Genomic DNA, 15,921 nt, shown 5'->3' on the forward strand with positions numbered 1-15,921 from the left:
CTCCCATGAACCAATCAAGTTCCATTTCAACGGCCGCAGCCCCGTCACGCCAGGCCACGGGTCGGCGTGAAGGGCTGGTGCTGATGCTCGGCAGCAGCCTGACCATCATGGGCTCGGTGATGGTCGCACCCATCTTGCCCCGTTTGGGCGCCGAATTCGGTCCCATGGAGCCGCGAGCCGATCTGCTGGTGCCGCTGGCGATCACCGGGCCGGCCCTGACCATTGCCCTGTGCGCGCCGTTGGCCGGTTGGCTGGCGGACCGGGTCGGGCGCAAGGCGCTGCTGGTGATTGCCACGTTGCTCTACGCAGTGCTCGGCGCGCTGCCGGCGATGCTCGATAACCTGCCGGCGATTGTCGGCACCCGGCTGCTGTTCGGCTGCGCCGAGGCGGCGGTGATGACCTGTTGCGCGGCCCTCATTGCTGACTACTGGCACGGCGAAGAGCGCTTGCGCTACGTCAACCGGCAAGTGGTGACCATCGGCCTGGTGGGAGCGCTGTTTTTTGTGGTGGGTGGGGCGCTCGGGGAGCATTCGTGGCGCTCGCCGTTCCTTTTGTACCTGCTGCCATTGTTGCTGGTGCCCGCCATGATGAAGGTGCTGTGGGAGCCGTCGATGGCCAAGCGGCCAAGGGCCGAGCAGCAAGCGGACGAATCGGGTCCGGCCAAGGTCGCGGTACGGTCGCTGGTGATCGGTTACCTGATGATTCTGGGCGGCATGGTGCTGACCTTCATCGTGCCGATCCAGGCGCCGACGCTGTTGGTCAGCCTGGGCATCACCTCCAGCACGCTGATCGGCATGGCGGCAGGCTTGAGCCTGCTGGCGACCCTGGGCGGTTCGTTGATGTGGCCCTTGCTGCGCCGTCGCTTCGGCATTGCCGGTTGCAACGCGCTGTTGCTGAGTCTGATAGGGCTTGGGCTCTGGCTGCTGATGCGCGCCCAGAGCTACAACGCCGTGCTGGTGGCGGTCTTCATTCAGGGCCTGGGTTCCGGATTGCTGGTGCCCAACGTGATGGCTCCCGTGATGAATGCCTTGACCGCCAGCACCCGCGGCCGTGGCCTGGGTGGGTTCACCTCGTTTCTGTATATCGGCCAGTTCGTCAGTCCGCTGGTGGTGGCCTCTGTGGGCGCCTTCGCCAGCGATCTGCGCCAGTCGATCCAATGGCTGGCAGTCGCCAGTTATGCCGCCGCGCTGCTGTGGATCGCTGTCGGTCTGCGTACTCGAGGCCATGGTCAGGCGACCACTCTCGGCCCCCGTCAATCGTCATGAAACAAGGAATCTGAAGCATGGGCATGCAAGACATCCACCACTTGATGGACAACGAAGACGCCAGCGCACTGGCCGAGTGGGTCAGGCGCGGCGAGATCCGCCCCGGCGAACTGCTGGAGGCGGCCATCGAACGTCTTGAACGGGTCGAACCGCAGCTCAACGCGGTGGCCGAGCGGTTATACGATTCGGCGCGGGAAGCGGCCGACACGCCTGAGGTCGGGCAAGGTCTGTTGGCGGGCGTGCCGACGTTGATCAAGGACCTGTTTTCGCCCGTTGCGGGGGCGGCAATGACCAACGGTTCACGCTCATTGGGCGATTTTCGCGCGGATTTCGAATCCGAAGTCGTCACCCGCTTGCGCCGTGCGGGCTGTCAGGTAATGGGCACCAGCACTTCACCGGAGTTTGGCACGTCGTACTCCACCGAATCTTCACGGTTTGGCGCCACCCGAAACCCTTGGAGCACCCGTCACAGCGCCGGTGGTTCCAGCGGTGGCGCAGCAGCGCTGGTGGCGGCCCGGGTCGTGCCGTTCGCCCACGGCAACGATGGCGGCGGGTCGTTGCGCGTGCCGGCGTCATGCTGTGGCGTCTTCGGGTTCAAGCCAAGCCGCGGCCTGCTGCCGTCCGGGCCGATGATCGGCGAGGGGTGGGCGGGGATGGGCACGCCCCATGCGATCACCTTGTCGGTGCGCGACAGCGCCGCGCTGTTGGACGCCACCGCCGGAATGGACCTGGGAGCGCCCTATGCCGCGCCGGTCCAGACGTTGCCCTATGTGACGGCGTTGCAGCGCGATCCGCAACCGTTGCGCATTGCCCTGGTGGAGCAACTCGGTCCCTGGCCAACATCGCCACAGAGCCTGCAGGCCGTAGGCGAGGCGGCGCGGTTGTGTGAGTCCCTCGGCCACCGTGTCGAACCGGTAAACCTGCCGGTGGTATTACCGGAGTTTCTCGATCAGGTCTTCACCATCATCGGCGCAAGCACTCGCCATTACGTTGACCTGCTGGGCCAGATGCGCGGGTTCGCGGTACAGGCCGAGGAGCTGGAGGTGCGCACCCGGATCATCCTGCGGGACAAGGGCAACGTCAGCGGCGCCCAGTACGCGGCTGCAGTGGAGTGGATTCATACCCTGGGTCGACAACTGGCGACGTTCATGCACGATTACGACCTGATCCTCACCCCGGTCCTGACCCGTGAACCGGTACCGATTGGCGAGCTGGACGTTGAGGACGTGTGCATGAGCCTCGATCAACTGCTGGAGCGTTACCACAGCTACTCGCCATTCACCGCGCTGTTCAATGCCAGCGGTCAGCCGGCGATGTCCGTACCGTTGTCCTGGAGCAGCAACGGCCTGCCGATGGGCGCGCACTTCGCCGGTCGCTTTGGCGAAGAAAGCACCCTGCTGGCCCTGGCCGCGCAATTGGAACGCGCCCAGCCGTGGCGTGGCCGGGTGCCTGCGGTGAACGCCTGTCGTCGTTGAAGGCGGCGATGTCTCAATAAAGTGAAGCGGGCCGGTTCCAAGCACGGCACATCCAGCGTCGATGGAATGCCGATCTCGATGCCTGATCAGGCCCGCTTCCCACCACTCAGCCGTGCCCCTCCCTAAAACGCTGATCAAAATCCTCCGCTAACTGCGCCAGAGTGATGCTGCCCAAACGCTTGAGCAGCAACGCCTGAGCCTCATCGAACGCATCCGTCAGCGCCGCATTCACCGCTTGTTCCACCAGGCACTGCGGGTGATCGGTGGACAGGCCGATGGCAAAAATCGACGTGCTACCCAAGGCCTGATGGATGTCGAGCAGGGTCATCTCTGCCAGGGATTTGCTCAACGTCCAGCCGCCGCGATGGCCTTTCTCTGACGTGACATAGCCCTGTTCCTTGAGCAGCGCCATGGTCCGGCGCACCACCACTGGGTTGGTGCCGAGCATCTGCGCGATGGTGTCGGAGGTGGCGGATTGCTGGTGACGGTCCATGTGGATGAGTACATGAAGCATGCGGGACAGGCGCGTGTCGTTTCTCATGGTAACGGCATTGTTCTGTGGTTGAGACGGGGTGGAGTATCGCCTGTAATTGCAAAAGTTACGAGATCGTTGACAGACGCTTTTCAAGGAACTTACGATGTGTCGAGACTTTAGCGGTCCTTCGAAAACCACCCTTGGAGAAAGATCATGGGCTACGACGTCATCATTACAGGCGGCAGCTACGCGGGTATGTCGGCAGGACTTCAACTGGCACGGGCTCGGCGAAAGGTGCTGGTGATCGATGGGGGGCAACGCCGTAACCGGTTCGCCGCGACTTCCCATGGGTTTCTTGGCCAGGATGGCCGCGCACCCGCTGACATCGCCGAGGATGCCCGCGCCCAGCTCATGGCTTATCCGACGGTGGAGTGGGTGTCGGACACCGTGGTCCAGGCGCGCAAGGAGGAGGGCGGCTTCACCCTGGAAACTGCCCGTGGGCAACATTTCCAAGCCCAACGCCTGCTGCTGGCCACCGGAGTGGTCGATGATTTGCCGGCGGTGCAAGGCCTGGCTGAGCGCTGGGGCAAAAGCGTTTTCCACTGTCCTTACTGCCACGGCTATGAGTTGGACCAAGGGCCGATAGGCGTGCTGGCGACGTCGCCAATGTCGCTGCACCACGCCTTGATGCTTCCCGACTGGGGGCCGACGACGTTCTTCACCAATGGCGTATTCGAGCCCGACCCGGAGCAGCGGGCCAGCCTGGAACTACGTGGGGTGACGCTGGTAGCCGAACCGGTCGAACGCATTGAAGGCGAGCGGGCCAATGTGGTCCTGGAAGGGGGGCGCGTAGTTGCCATCGATGGTCTGTTCGTCTTGCCCCGTACCCGCGTGGGCAGCTCGTTGGCCGCATCTCTGGGGTGTGAGTTCGAGGACGGCCCGCTCGGTGCCTTCATCCAGACTGACATGACCCGCGAAACCAGCGTGCCGGGAGTGTTTGCCTGTGGTGATGCGGCCATGCCGTTCGGCTCGGTGGCACTGTCGGTGGGCGATGGTGTGCGGGCGGGATCGGGCGTGCACCGATCGTTGATCTTCGGCGCACACTGAAAACCCGATCCCCGCGCTGAACCCTAAACCTGTACCGCCCCGGTCGCCACGGCGAAGGCGAGCATCACCAGGCTGACGCCCCAGGCCCAGAAAAAGGTGTAGGCCATGTGTTTGCGCAACTCGACGCCGGACAACGCCAGGGCCAGATACACGCTGGGCACCACCGGGCTGATGGAGAAACCGGTGTTTTCACCGATCAGCATGGCCCGGGCCACCGCTTCCAGGGGAACGCCCGCGGCGGCGGCCACATCCCTGATCACCGGCAACAGGGCAAAGTAGTAGGCGTCCGGCGAAAAGATCATCCCCAGGGGAACGCCAAAGAATCCGACGATCACATGCAGGTACTGAGCGGATCCGCCAGGCAGAAAGTCGATCAGCGCCAAGGCCATGCCGTCGGACATTTTTGCCCCGGACAGCACCCCCAGCAACACGGCGGCGGCCATCATCACCAGCACCATTTGCAGGGCATCGGATGCGTGGGCCTTGAGACGTTCGGCCTGGGTATCCAGGGAAGGGAAGTTCAGCGGCAGGGCAATGCCCAATCCCACCATGAAACAGGCATAGAGCGGAAAGATACCGGTGAACAGGCAAGCCAGGATCGCGCCGGTCAGGGCCACGTTCAGCCAGTACCGCAGGTTGCGGGGCGAGAGGCCGAACTCGCGACCTTCGGTGGACAGACTGTCCAGATCGACGCTGGCGGCCGCTCCCAGTGACATTGGCCGGCGACGCTGGGCTCGCGAGCCCAGCACGGTGGCCACCAGCAACATGCAGACCAGCCCCACCAACTGCACCGGCAGTAAACCTAGCCAAAGCTCCGTGGCGTCCAGCCCGGAAACTGCGGCAGCCCGAGCGGTGGTGCCACCCCAAGGCACCATGTTGATGACCCCGGCGGTGGTGCCCACTAGGCACAACAGCATGGCCGGGCTCATGTTCAGGCGCTTGTACAACGGCAACAGCGCCGGAATGGTCAGTAAAAATGTCGCGGCGCCCACCCCGTCCAGATGCACCACTGACGTCACCAGCACCGTGACCAGCGCCACAGCCAGCGGCTTGCCACCGGTACTGCGGATCAGCAGGTTGACCAGCGGGTCGAACAGCCCGCGATCACGCATGATCCCGAAGAACAGAATGGCAAACAGAAACAGCGCGGCGGTGGGCGCCACGGTGATCAGCCCGGCCTTGATGAACTCGCCGATCTGTCCGGGGTTGAAACCGGCCAGCAGGCAAGCGGCGACGGGGAGGGTGGTGAAGGCGACGACGGGGCTGATCCTGCGCAGCAATATCAGCCCGATGATGACCAGCATCATCAAAAAACCCAACGTTGTAATCATGGTGCAGCCTCTCTTTTTATTGTTGTCGACGGTACGGGCGCGTGAGTCCTTCAGCCCTGTGGTTGGGGCAGGCGCAGGGACAGCAGCAGATAACTCAAACTCTTGCCGTGGCGGTCCAGGCCGCAACTGAGGTTTACGCCGCCTTCCAGGGCGTCTTCGAGGACGAAATTCAGCGCATGCAGGTTCGGCAGTTCATAGCGATGCACCTTGGCAGGCCGGCGCGTGGCGAATTGTTCGGCGACTCGTTCGCAGGTCAGTTCGCGCAGCAACCATGGGTAGTGCGCCGGATCGAGGGGGAATACCGCAATGCTGAGGATATTGCCTTTGTCTCCGGCACGAGCGTGGGCGAAGTCGGCGAGGGTGACCAGGTTCATCAGTACCACTCCAGGGTCGTGTGGATTTCGCTACGCGGCAGCAGGAAGCTGCGGGTGGTGACGGCTTCAGCGAGGTGCCGGCGCACGCCGCCACCGCCGGCCGGGCCGTTGGTGTAGAGCGATTCCACCTCGGCCAACAGCGTCTGAACCATTGCCTGGTCGGTATGGGTCAGGCCGACGCGCACACGCACATCATCAAGGGCCGGCGCCAGGGCCAGTCGTTGTTGCAGATAGCGGCCACCGTGGTCATTGAACAGACTGGCGACACCCGACAAATCGATCCAGGGCTGTACGCCTGGCGCTAATCGGTCAAAACGTTGCAGCAGAATTTCCCGGGCCAGGGCGGCACGGGCCACGGCACCGGGGCCGGCATAGGAAATTTCCGCCTCGCCGAACCAGAGCCCACGCACACCGGCCAGGCCCTTGAGCGTATCGGGGCGCGGATGGCCCAGCAGGCCGCTGATCTCAACGCGGTCTTCACCCAGGTCCCGGACGCGGGCCTGCCCCAGGTCCAGCACCACGTCCGGGGTCAGGTAGCGGCGCGGATCATGCACCTCGTAAAGCAATTGTTCCTTGACCGTTTGCTCGCTGACGCAGCCCCCGCAGCCCTGGGTTTTGCCGATGATCAAACGCCCATCTTCATGGATTTCGGCAATGGGGCAACCGAGGTTCGCCGGGTCCGGAATCTCTTTGATCCCAGGGTGGGCAAAGTACCCGCCGGTGACCTGGGTGCAGCACTCCAGCAAATGCCCGGTCGCGGTGGCGATGGCCATTTTCTGCCAATCGTCGGCGGCCCAGCCCAGTCCATGGCGAATCGCGCCCACCGCCAGCGAAGGGTCGGCCACTCGCCCGCACAGCACGATACCGGCACCTTCTTGCAGCGCCGTATGAATGCCGTCGGCACCGGTGTAGACGTTGACCGAAACCACGTCTGCCGGGTCCACGGGCAGCCATTGCTTGAAGCGCGGTGTGGTTTCTTCCAGCAGGTCATCGCCCAGTACGCAGGCAATTTTCAAACTCGGATAGCGTCCTGCCAGTGTTGCTCGCAGGCGCTGCGCGGCGGCTCTGGGATTGGCTGCCCCCCCATTGGTAATGATGGGGATGCCGGAGTCGATACACACATCCAGCATCGGCTCGAGGAAATCGAACAGGCGAGAGGCGTATCCGGCTTGAGGATCGAGGCCCCTGCGCAGTTGCGCTTCGGCCAGCGTCCGTTCGGCCAGCAACTCCAGCATGATGTAGCGCTGGCCGTTTCGTTGCGCCAGGTCCTGGGCCAGGCGCAAGGCGGCGTCCGGGCGATCATTGGCAAAACCGGCGCCGCATCCGACGAGAATTGTTTTTGTCATGTCCGTTTCCACTGATGGGATGGCCCATAGTGGCGGCCATGGATTGTTCTGTGAATTTTAAAGGTAGAATCAATTGATCCATTATCTTTATAAGTACGGCCATGAACGTTTCTTTCCGACAGCTTCGTGCCTTTATCCTGATCGCTGAAACCTCAAGCTTCACGCGCACCGCTGAACAGCTTCACCTGTCCCAGCCAGCGCTGAGCTACAGCATCCGCAAACTGGAGGAGACCATGGGTCTGCAGTTGCTGGCGCGTAACACCCGCAGTGTCGAACTGACGCTGGCCGGTGAACACTTTCTGCCCCAGGCCAGGCGCATGCTCAGGGACATGGACGATGCCGTACGGGACGCCCGCGACACCCTCAGCCTGAGTCGTGGCTCCCTTCGCCTGGCGGCACTGCCCACGGCCGCCGCTTCGTTCCTGCCTGTGGTCATCGCTTCGTTCCAGCGCAAACATCCGGGTGTAAGGGTGAGCGTACTGGATGGTCGGGCCGGGGAGATCATGGGGTGGGTGCAGCGCGGTGAGGTGGACGCGGGCATTACCTCGTTACCCGACGACCTGTCCGGGCTGAGCTTCGTGCGCCTGTTGGATGACAATCTGGTGTTGCTGACCCACAAGGATCATCAGCGCGACAGTCTGGACGACTGGAAACGCAGGCCCTACATTGCCCTGACTCCCGACACGAGCATCCGGCCCTTGGCCGACGCAGCGTTGCGCTACCTGAATGTCGAGCCTGAGCCGGCTTGGGAGGTGGCGCACATGAGTACCGCCACTGCGCTTGTACGCGAAGGGTTGGGATTTTCCCTGCTGCCGGCCAGTTGCACGGCGGTGTTCAATATTGGCGAGCAATGCGAGGTGATTGCCATCGACCAGCCCGGCAAGCGTTCGATCGGCCTGTTGCAACGCAAGCCAGTGGCCCAGTCGCCGTCGTTGAGCCAGTTCATGCAGCATTTGCGGCAGACGCTGCGTCAGCAATGACAGTTCCATGGTCATCGCGAGCAGGCTCGCTCCCACAGTGTGTAGAACCCTTGTGGGAGCGAGCCTGCTCGCGATAGCGGGATTGCCGCCAGTGCCAAGCGATCTGATCAAACGCTATTGGGTGCCAAACATCGCGGTCCAATAAATCCCCGCATCGCTCTTCGGATCCACCGCATAGCCGGCGCCCAGTTCCTTGAACTGCGGGTTCATCAGATTGGCGCAATGACCGGGGCTTGCCAGCCAGCCGTCCACCACTTTGAGGGCCGTATCCTGTCCGGCGGCGATGTTCTCACCGATCAATTGGCCGAGGTAACCGGCCAACTCGGCGCGGTCGCCCGGCATACGGCTGTCGCGATCCTTGTGGTCAAAGAAGTTGTTGTTGGCCATGGCCCGAGTGTGGTTCACGGCGGCCAGGGCCAACGTAGCGTTCCAGGCCAGCGGCGTCGTCGCCGTGAAGGCTTCGGTGCCGCAGCGGCGCGGTTGGGCACGCGCACTGTTGATCAGCTTCAGTAGCTTCTGACCTTCGGCTTGCCAGTCTCCCAGACGCGCCGACAATAGCGGGCGCGCCAACACGATGCGCCATTCGCGATCCAGGCGACTGACGCCGATGTCGACGAACTGTGGATCCAGCACCACCTGGCAGAAGCTTTCCTGCACGGCCTTCATCGCGGCTTGCGCGTCCCGTGGCCCGGACAGGCTGATGGCCTGTACGTTGACCATCGGGTAGGCCGTGCGGGCCAACGCCTGCTGCAGGTCACCAATGCCGTTGGCCGACAGGATCAGCCGCGAATCCATGGCCAGCGGCGGTAGCTCCAGAGAGGCCTGATCCGCACAACTTTGCGACTGACTGCGATAAAGGTTGATGGACTCGACCAGTTGCGTCTCTTCGGTGGCCAGGACACTGGTGGCGAAGGCCAGCCCCAGCGACAGCCCGATAAGACGCATGACGGATGAAATGGCACGCATGTAAATCTCCCTTGAGCGGACGGCGCCTATGATGCGCAATTTTTGCCCGGCTGGGGCAACGGTATTCACGCTCTCTTGAAATCCCTTGCAACGGCACCGTTGGGTACCGTTTGGGACAATCCTCAAGTAGTGGGATCAATTTTCAGGCAAATAAGTCCATCTCCGTCGATTCAAGGGCAAAACTTGCGAATTATCAGCTCATCCAGTTCCCGCCATCGACGTTATAAGTCTGTGCTACCACATATTCGCTCTCCGCCGAGGCCAGGAATATCGCCATCCCCACCAGATCCTGCGCGGTGCCCATCCGGCCATAGGGCACTTGCGCGCCGACCTGACGCTTTTTCTCTCCCAGGGGCAGGTTTTCATGATGGGCGAACAGCGCATCCACACCATCCCAGTGCTCACCCTCCACCACACCAGGGGCAATGGCGTTGACGTTGATTCGATGCTTGATCAAATCAAGGCCGGCCGACTGGGTCAGGCTGATCACCGCAGCCTTGGTGGCGCAATACACCGCCACCAGAGCTTCTCCACGTCGGCCGGCCTGGCTGGCCATGTTGATGATTTTGCCGCCATGCCCCTGGCGGATCATCTGCCGGGCGGCGGCCTGCAGCGTGAACAGTGTGCCGGCGACATTGATGCAAAACAGCCGTTCGTAGCTTTGGCGCGTAATCTCCACGATAGGCGCCAGGTCGAAAAGCGCTGCGTTATTGACGAGGATATCGAGCTTGCCCGTCCGGGCCACGACCGCCTCGATGGCCTGGTCAATCGAAGCTTGTTCAGTGACGTCCATTTTGACCGCGTAGGCGCTGTCGCCCAGTTCGGCGGCGGTGGCTTGGGCGCTTCCAAGATCGATATCGGCAATCGCCACAGTAGCCCCTTCGTTGATATAGGCCTGGGCGAACGTCCTGCCAATACCACGGGCAGCACCGGTGACCAGGGCGCTTTTTCCTTCCAGTCGTTTCATGGGTTGTCCTGTCTCGAATGACAAAATAAACAGCAGGGGAGCGCGGCTCACCATCAATGACGTGCCGATTACAGCAGCGCCATTGGCGCCGGACAAACGCAGGAGGGATCATCGGCTGGTACTTTTTTTAACGCCGTGACGTGTCCCTTGGCCGGGTTAAAAAAGTATCGGTGGACGATCAGGTCAGGGCTGGTGAACCGGTGCGCGCCGAGCGTAAGGTGCTGCCTACAGCGATAGAGACGCGCGACATGCCTGATCACCCAACGCCCCTGTTCGAGCAGCCACCCGCCGAACTTGAAGTCATCCTGCCTGAGCCCGAGCACAGTTTTCGCTGGTATGAGCACGACTATCCGTATCCGCTGGCGCGCTGGAACCACCATCCCGAATTCGAGATCCATCTCATTCGTCGGGGCAGCGGTAAATTGCTGGCGGGCGATTATATTGGTCCATTCGGCCCCGGCCACGTGGCGATGATCGGCCCGGGCTTGCCCCACGATTGGATGGGCGACCTGGCCCCGGGCGAGTACCTGGCTGGAAGGGACGTGGTGCTGCAATTCGATGGCGCAACGCTGTTGAGCCTGCGCCGGACGCTACCTGAACTCGGGGATTTACAGCCGCTGTTCGAAAGGGCACGACGAGGTCTGGTCTTCAGCGGCGACACCGCGGTGAACGCCGCAAGGCTGTTGGAGAGCATCGGCCCGGCCCAGGGACTCGGGCGGCTGGCATTGTTTCTCCAACTGCTCAACACACTCAATCTCGCCCCGCAGGAGCAGGCCCAGTGCCTGGCCAGCCCTTGTTATGCACCCAGTCTGGATGCCCGCAGTTCCGAACGCATCCACAAGGCCTTCGAGTACCTGCAGACTGAACTCACGGGTGACCTGCGCCTGTCGGTGATTGCTCGGCAACTGGGCATGAGCGAGCCCGGTTTTTCGCGTTTCTTCAAACGCATCACCGGACACGGTTTCATTGACCTGATGCGCAAGCTCCGAGTCCAGCGAGCCTGCCGGTTGCTGTTGCACAGTGAAATGCCGGTGACCGATATCTGTTTTGAGGTGGGTTACAACAACCTGTCCAACTTCAATCGGCACTTTCGCATTGAGATGCACCAGACGCCCAGCGAGTATCGATCAGCTAGACCCTGAACTGCTTCAGCAACCCGTTCAATTGCTCACTCAGCGACTTGAGACGGGTACTCGCCAGGCTCGATTGTTCAGCCGCCAGGGCGGTGCTGTGGGAGAGGCCGGCGGCCTGGGTCACGTTCTGATTGATGTCTTCCACCACATGGGCCTGTTGCAGCGTGGCGCTGGCGATGGAGGCGTTCAGGCTGTTGAGATTGCGCAGGGCCTGACCGATGGCGTTGAGGCTGGCGCCGGCCAGCCCGGCTTGTTCAATGGTCAATTGCGAAGCACGGCTGCTGTCGCTGATGACTTTCACCGCCGCTTCGGAGTGGTTCTGCAAGCGTTCGATCATCGCCTGGATCTCGGCGGTGGACTTCTGCGTGCGCTGGGCCAGCAGCCGCACTTCATCGGCCACCACGGCAAAGCCCCGACCTTGTTCACCGGCGCGGGCCGCTTCGATCGCGGCGTTGAGGGCCAGCAGGTTGGTCTGCTCGGCAATGGAGCGGATCACCTCCAGCACACTGCCGATCTGGGTGCTTTCGCTGGCCAGGGTACGAATCACCTCGACCGCCTGATCAATGGTCTGGGACAGTCGGTCAATCTGCTGCAAGCTGCCATCGATATTCACCTGGCCCTGCTGGGCCTGGGATTCGGCGTCGCGCATTTCGCTGGCGGCGTGTTCGGCATTCTTGGCGACGTCTTGCACGCCGTAGGTCACTTCGTTGATCGCAGTCGCCACCAGTTCCATCTGTTGCGATTGTTGCTGGCTGCGCTCCTGGGCTTGGGCGGCGTCGTTACCCAGGTCGTTGGACGATTGCCCCAGGGCCCTGGCCGAGTCCTGCAACTGGCTGACTACTTCGCGCAGTTTGGCGGTAAAGGCATTGAAATGCCGGGCCAGTTGCGTCACTTCATCCTGGCCGTGGGTGTCGAGGGTGCGGGTCAGGTCGCTTTCACCGCTGGCAATGTTGGCCATGGCATTGACCGTTTCCTGCAACGGCCGAACGATGCTGCGCACGATCAGGGTCAGGAGCAGGCCCATGAGCAGGGTGATCGCCAGGCCGATCAGCGAAGCCTTGATCACTTGAGAGCGGAATTCGGCCTCCACGTCATCGACATACACGCCTGAACCGATGATCCAGCCCCACGGCTCGAACAGTTTGACGTAAGAGGTTTTCGCCACCGGCGCCTCGGCGCCCGGTTTCGGCCAGAGGTAATCCACCATCCCGGCGCCCTTGGCCTTGGCAATGGCGACCATCTCGTTGAACAGCGCAAAACCATTCGGGTCGCGAATCGCCGAGAGGTTCTGGCCTTCGAGTTTCGGGTTGGTCGGGTGCATGACCATCACAGGCGTCAGGTCATTGATCCAGAAGTAGTCACTCTGGTCATAGCGCAAGCCGCGCACCGCGCTAAGGGCCTGCTTCTGCGCAACCTCGCGAGTCAGGGTGCCAGCCGTTTCCAGACCATGGTAGTAGCTCAGCACACCGCTGGCAGTCTGGACCACATGCTGGGTTTTCTGCACCTTGGCCTGATACAGGTCGGTGTGGATCTGCTTAAGCATGAACGCGCCTAACGTGAACAACATCACGATGGACACGACCAAGATGAGCCACAAGCGTCGGCTGATCGACACACTGCGCAAGCTATTCATACGCTGTCACTCCGGTTTCTTATTCTTGTCATCTGCGGCCGCCTGAGTCTGGCGTCGGGCGGGTATGCCTTTGTGTCCTGAGTCATAACGCGGCAGCGTTATCAGGGCTTGTCTGATAGGATTTCGGCCCCGCGGCGCAAAACCTGAGCCTGTTCCGGTTTTTTCATTGGTTTTTTTGAGAAATCGCAGTCACCGTGCGCCTGCTGTTTACACCTGCATAACGCTTAAATTTTGATGAGACGTGCGCAAGCATAGTCTTTTGGGGGATGAATGGATTTGTGGACCGCCTTTCAGGCACTGATTCTTGGCGTGGTAGAAGGCTTGACGGAGTTTCTGCCGATCTCCAGTACGGGGCACCAGATCATTGTCGCGGACTTGCTCGAGTTCGGCGGCGAGCGCGCGATGGCGTTCAACATCATTATCCAGCTCGGGGCGATCCTGGCGGTGGTGTGGGAGTTTCGGCGCAAGATCTTCGACGTAGTACTGGGCTTGCGCACCCAGCCCAGCGCTCGTCGGTTTACGGCCAACCTGCTGATTGCCTTCATGCCCGCTGTGGTATTGGGCGTGTTGTTTGCAGACCTGATCCATGAATACCTGTTCAACCCGATCACGGTGGCCATGGCGTTGGTGCTGGGCGGTTTCGTGATGCTCTGGGCCGAGAAGCGCCAGCACACAGTGCACGCCGAAACGGTAGACGACATCACCTGGAAGGATGCACTGAAAGTCGGCTTCGCCCAGTGCCTTGCGATGATTCCCGGCACCTCCCGCTCAGGTTCGACCATCATCGGTGGCTTGCTGTTCGGGCTGTCGCGCAAGACCGCGACCGAGTTTTCATTCTTCCTGGCGATGCCAACCATGGTCGGCGCGGCGGTCTACTCCGGCTATAAATATCGCGAGCTGTTTGTGCCGGCGGATTTTCCGGTGTTCGCCATCGGCTTCGTCACGGCGTTCATTTTCGCCATGATCGCGGTCAGGGGCTTGTTGCTGTTCATCGCCAGCCACAGTTACGCCGTATTTGCCTGGTACCGGATCGCTTTCGGCCTGTTGATTCTGGCCACCTGGCAATTCGGTTGGGTGGACTGGACGGCGGCCCAGCCATGAGCCGTCCAGGCCGTGAGCCGGGCCCAGCCGTGCAGAGTTTGCGGCTCAAGCTCGTGGTATTTGCGCTGGTGTGCGCCTTGCCGCTGCTCGGATCACTTTTGCTCGGATTGCGTGCGGAGTCCTGGGTGCCGCTGACGGCCTACGGGCTCGTCAGCGTGGTGGCGTTTCTGTTGTACTGGAGCGACAAGCGCAAGGCCCGCGCTGACGCCTGGCGCACCCCGGAAAACGTATTGCACGCCGTGGAGCTGGCCGGGGGCTGGCCCGGGGCGTTGTTGGCTCAGCAAGTGTTTCGCCACAAGACTCGCAAGGTGTCGTTTCAGGTGGTGTTCTGGTTCATCGTGTTGCTGCACCAGGTGTTCTGGATCGACCAGTTATTCCTGGGCAGTCATCTGCTGATGCTTTTCTGAGCTTCACGACAGCAGCAAACCCACCTGGGTGCGCTTGGGCAGCTTGCTCACCACCAGTTGGTGGGAGCGCTGCAGCAGGCCACGCAGTTCATCGGCGCCCAGCGGGTAGGGCGTCTGCATGATGACCCACTGAGCCCGCGCCAGATAGGGCGCCGGGTGGATCCCCGGGCGGTCGCAATGCCCCAGGAACAGATCCTTGTCCACCTTGAACGCCAGTGATTCGCCCCGCAGGTTCTGCAGGGCGAACATCTTGTTGCCGGCAATGGAAAATACCCGCACGCCGCCCCATTTGTAGTCCTCCCTGGCGCCCGGCAAACCCAGGCAGAACTGCGCGACATCCTCTTCGCTCAAGCTCATATTTTTCTATCTCCACAGCCATCGAATGCTTCTACCAAGTGGTCGATCCACGCGCGTACCGCCGGCAGCATGCCGCGTCGATGCGGGTAGACTGCCTGCAGCCAGCCGTCCGGCAGCGACCACTCGGGCAACAATTCCACCAGTGTGCCGTCCTGCAGTTCCTCCTCGCAATACATGCTCGGCAACAAGGTGAAACCCAGGCCGGCGAGGGCGCAGGCGCGGCGCACAATGAAGTCGTCGATGCCTAGCCGGGCTTCCAGGGCCAGTTCGACGGGCTCTGCGTTGGCCTTGAGCAGACGCAGGTGGACCAGGCGATCGGCATCCAGCGCCCCGAGTATCGGCAGTTTCTTGAGATCCTCCGGGGTATTGATCTGCCGTCCTGCGACGAACGCCGGGCTGGCGACCATGATCAGCCGCGCCTGACGCAGCCGTCGCGTCATCAGCAGCGGGTCTTCGTCCCCCAGATCGCGCACGCGTAATGCCACGTCGATGCCTTCGCTCACCAGGTCTACCCGCCGATTGACCAGCATCATTTCCAGCTGCACTTGAGGGAATTTTTCCAGGAAGCTGGCGATCACCCCGCCCAGCATCTGATGAGCCAAACCCACCGGACTGGAAACCCGCAGGCGCCCGCGCGGCTCAGTGGACATGCTCGCCACGGCTTCATCGGCCATCTCGGCTTCCAGCAGCATGGCTTGGCAATGGCGCAGATAACGCTCGCCAACGGCCGTGAGCTTCAACTGGCGGGTGGTACGTTGCAGCAGTCGGGCGCCAAGGCGCTCTTCCAGTTCAGCGATACGTCGTGACAGCCGCGACTTGGGAATACCCAACAGGCGTCCGGCCGCGGCGAAACCACCGGCTTCAACCACTTTGGCGAAGTAGTACAGATCATTGAGGTCTTGCATATCGAGTTCTATTGTCCTGTCAGTGGAACGAACTATCGCATTAATACTGACTTATCGGCTATTGGCTTCATCGATAGGATTGTTCTCAATTGATCGCTT

Annotated in this window: 16 protein-coding genes; 7 read left to right on the plus strand and 9 right to left on the minus strand. The window is 61.9% G+C overall.

Features of this window, described 5'->3' with window-relative positions; translation table 11 throughout:
- Nucleotides 1-5: 5 nt before the first annotated feature.
- Both HQ912_RS14405 and HQ912_RS14410 read left to right on the plus strand, forming a co-directional pair.
- Nucleotides 6-1,265, plus strand: a complete 1,260-nt coding sequence (locus tag HQ912_RS14405; protein WP_173406931.1) for an MFS transporter — start codon at nt 6-8, stop codon at nt 1,263-1,265.
- Nucleotides 1,266-1,282: 17 nt separating this feature from the next.
- The gene (locus HQ912_RS14410; protein ID WP_173406932.1) at nt 1,283-2,740 is read left to right on the plus strand and encodes an amidase; all 1,458 of its coding nucleotides are present in this window, start codon (nt 1,283-1,285) and stop codon (nt 2,738-2,740) included.
- 106 nt (nt 2,741-2,846) lie between these two features.
- Here HQ912_RS14410 and HQ912_RS14415 read toward each other — a convergent pair whose 3' ends face one another.
- On the minus strand, nt 2,847-3,281 hold the full coding sequence (locus HQ912_RS14415) for an Rrf2 family transcriptional regulator (RefSeq protein WP_047229136.1): 435 nt from the start codon (nt 3,279-3,281) through the stop codon (nt 2,847-2,849).
- A 147-nt stretch (nt 3,282-3,428) separates the two neighbouring features.
- Here HQ912_RS14415 and HQ912_RS14420 point away from each other — a divergent pair, with 147 nt between their 5' ends.
- Complete coding sequence (locus tag HQ912_RS14420; protein ID WP_173406933.1) at nt 3,429-4,322, plus strand: NAD(P)/FAD-dependent oxidoreductase; 894 nt, start codon at nt 3,429-3,431, stop codon at nt 4,320-4,322.
- Between the two features lie 23 nt (nt 4,323-4,345).
- Here the strand turns inward: HQ912_RS14420 and HQ912_RS14425 are convergent, their stop codons facing one another.
- From HQ912_RS14425 to HQ912_RS14435, 3 genes are read right to left on the minus strand one after another with little or no spacing between them, the layout of a single operon-like run.
- A complete protein-coding gene (locus HQ912_RS14425) occupies nt 4,346-5,653 on the minus strand; it encodes a CitMHS family transporter (RefSeq protein ID WP_173406934.1) in 1,308 nt (435 codons plus the stop codon).
- Between the two features lie 50 nt (nt 5,654-5,703).
- On the minus strand, nt 5,704-6,027 hold the full coding sequence (locus HQ912_RS14430) for a hypothetical protein (RefSeq protein WP_171061361.1): 324 nt from the start codon (nt 6,025-6,027) through the stop codon (nt 5,704-5,706).
- Complete coding sequence (locus HQ912_RS14435) at nt 6,027-7,373, minus strand: acyclic terpene utilization AtuA family protein (protein ID WP_173406935.1); 1,347 nt, start codon at nt 7,371-7,373, stop codon at nt 6,027-6,029. Before HQ912_RS14435 ends, HQ912_RS14430 begins: the two co-directional genes overlap by 1 nt.
- Nucleotides 7,374-7,474: 101 nt before the next feature.
- Here HQ912_RS14435 and HQ912_RS14440 point away from each other — a divergent pair, with 101 nt between their 5' ends.
- Complete coding sequence (locus tag HQ912_RS14440; RefSeq protein ID WP_076384573.1) at nt 7,475-8,353, plus strand: LysR family transcriptional regulator; 879 nt, start codon at nt 7,475-7,477, stop codon at nt 8,351-8,353.
- Between the two features lie 114 nt (nt 8,354-8,467).
- Here HQ912_RS14440 and HQ912_RS14445 read toward each other — a convergent pair whose 3' ends face one another.
- Together HQ912_RS14445 and HQ912_RS14450 are read right to left on the minus strand one after the other, a co-directional pair.
- Nucleotides 8,468-9,319 (minus strand): CAP domain-containing protein, encoded by an 852-nt coding sequence (locus HQ912_RS14445; RefSeq protein ID WP_047229130.1) that lies wholly within the window; start codon nt 9,317-9,319, stop codon nt 8,468-8,470.
- A 193-nt stretch (nt 9,320-9,512) separates the two neighbouring features.
- Nucleotides 9,513-10,286 carry an L-iditol 2-dehydrogenase gene (locus tag HQ912_RS14450; RefSeq protein WP_047229129.1) on the minus strand — a complete coding sequence of 258 codons (774 nt, stop codon included), beginning with the start codon at nt 10,284-10,286 and terminating at the stop codon, nt 9,513-9,515.
- A gap of 248 nt (nt 10,287-10,534) precedes the next feature.
- Between HQ912_RS14450 and HQ912_RS14455 the strand changes: the two genes are divergently transcribed.
- A complete protein-coding gene (locus HQ912_RS14455) occupies nt 10,535-11,428 on the plus strand; it encodes an AraC family transcriptional regulator (RefSeq protein ID WP_160892357.1) in 894 nt (297 codons plus the stop codon).
- On the opposite strand, the gene HQ912_RS14460 is transcribed toward HQ912_RS14455, so the two are convergent.
- Entirely contained in the window at nt 11,418-13,052 is a 1,635-nt protein-coding gene (locus HQ912_RS14460) for a methyl-accepting chemotaxis protein (RefSeq protein WP_047229127.1), read from the minus strand. The genes HQ912_RS14455 and HQ912_RS14460 overlap by 11 nt on opposite strands.
- Before the next feature lie 270 nt (nt 13,053-13,322).
- On the opposite strand from HQ912_RS14460, the gene HQ912_RS14465 reads away from it, so the two are divergent.
- Entirely contained in the window at nt 13,323-14,153 is an 831-nt protein-coding gene (locus tag HQ912_RS14465; RefSeq protein ID WP_047229126.1) for an undecaprenyl-diphosphate phosphatase, read from the plus strand.
- Entirely contained in the window at nt 14,150-14,560 is a 411-nt protein-coding gene (locus HQ912_RS14470) for a DUF1294 domain-containing protein (protein ID WP_076384581.1), read from the plus strand. The genes HQ912_RS14465 and HQ912_RS14470 overlap by 4 nt, the downstream gene beginning before the upstream one ends.
- A 3-nt stretch (nt 14,561-14,563) precedes the next feature.
- Here HQ912_RS14470 and HQ912_RS14475 read toward each other — a convergent pair whose 3' ends face one another.
- Nucleotides 14,564-14,917 (minus strand): MmcQ/YjbR family DNA-binding protein, encoded by a 354-nt coding sequence (locus HQ912_RS14475; protein WP_047229124.1) that lies wholly within the window; start codon nt 14,915-14,917, stop codon nt 14,564-14,566.
- A complete protein-coding gene (locus tag HQ912_RS14480) occupies nt 14,914-15,822 on the minus strand; it encodes a LysR substrate-binding domain-containing protein (RefSeq protein ID WP_047229123.1) in 909 nt (302 codons plus the stop codon). The genes HQ912_RS14475 and HQ912_RS14480 overlap by 4 nt, the downstream gene beginning before the upstream one ends.
- Nucleotides 15,823-15,921 lie beyond the last annotated feature (99 nt).

The sequence above is a fragment of the Pseudomonas sp. MPDS genome, from assembly GCF_013283895.1.
In the GTDB taxonomy this organism is placed as follows: domain Bacteria; phylum Pseudomonadota; class Gammaproteobacteria; order Pseudomonadales; family Pseudomonadaceae; genus Aquipseudomonas; species Aquipseudomonas rhizophila.

Bases quoted from the DNA above. Each gene is read 5' to 3' on its own strand.
- HQ912_RS14450 (WP_047229129.1), bottom strand. From the start codon at position 10,286: ATGAAACGACTGGAAGGAAAAAGCGCCCTGGTCACCGGTGCTGCCCGT.
- HQ912_RS14440 (WP_076384573.1), top strand. From the start codon at position 7,475: ATGAACGTTTCTTTCCGACAGCTTCGTGCCTTTATCCTGATCGCTGAA.
- HQ912_RS14415 (WP_047229136.1), bottom strand. From the start codon at position 3,281: ATGAGAAACGACACGCGCCTGTCCCGCATGCTTCATGTACTCATCCAC.
- HQ912_RS14480 (WP_047229123.1), bottom strand. From the start codon at position 15,822: ATGCAAGACCTCAATGATCTGTACTACTTCGCCAAAGTGGTTGAAGCC.
- HQ912_RS14425 (WP_173406934.1), bottom strand. From the start codon at position 5,653: ATGATTACAACGTTGGGTTTTTTGATGATGCTGGTCATCATCGGGCTG.
- HQ912_RS14455 (WP_160892357.1), top strand. From the start codon at position 10,535: ATGCCTGATCACCCAACGCCCCTGTTCGAGCAGCCACCCGCCGAACTT.
- HQ912_RS14465 (WP_047229126.1), top strand. From the start codon at position 13,323: ATGGATTTGTGGACCGCCTTTCAGGCACTGATTCTTGGCGTGGTAGAA.
- HQ912_RS14475 (WP_047229124.1), bottom strand. From the start codon at position 14,917: ATGAGCTTGAGCGAAGAGGATGTCGCGCAGTTCTGCCTGGGTTTGCCG.
- HQ912_RS14435 (WP_173406935.1), bottom strand. From the start codon at position 7,373: ATGACAAAAACAATTCTCGTCGGATGCGGCGCCGGTTTTGCCAATGAT.
- HQ912_RS14405 (WP_173406931.1), top strand. From the start codon at position 6: ATGAACCAATCAAGTTCCATTTCAACGGCCGCAGCCCCGTCACGCCAG.
- HQ912_RS14470 (WP_076384581.1), top strand. From the start codon at position 14,150: ATGAGCCGTCCAGGCCGTGAGCCGGGCCCAGCCGTGCAGAGTTTGCGG.
- HQ912_RS14410 (WP_173406932.1), top strand. From the start codon at position 1,283: ATGGGCATGCAAGACATCCACCACTTGATGGACAACGAAGACGCCAGC.
- HQ912_RS14420 (WP_173406933.1), top strand. From the start codon at position 3,429: ATGGGCTACGACGTCATCATTACAGGCGGCAGCTACGCGGGTATGTCG.
- HQ912_RS14460 (WP_047229127.1), bottom strand. From the start codon at position 13,052: ATGAATAGCTTGCGCAGTGTGTCGATCAGCCGACGCTTGTGGCTCATC.
- HQ912_RS14445 (WP_047229130.1), bottom strand. From the start codon at position 9,319: ATGCGTGCCATTTCATCCGTCATGCGTCTTATCGGGCTGTCGCTGGGG.
- HQ912_RS14430 (WP_171061361.1), bottom strand. From the start codon at position 6,027: ATGAACCTGGTCACCCTCGCCGACTTCGCCCACGCTCGTGCCGGAGAC.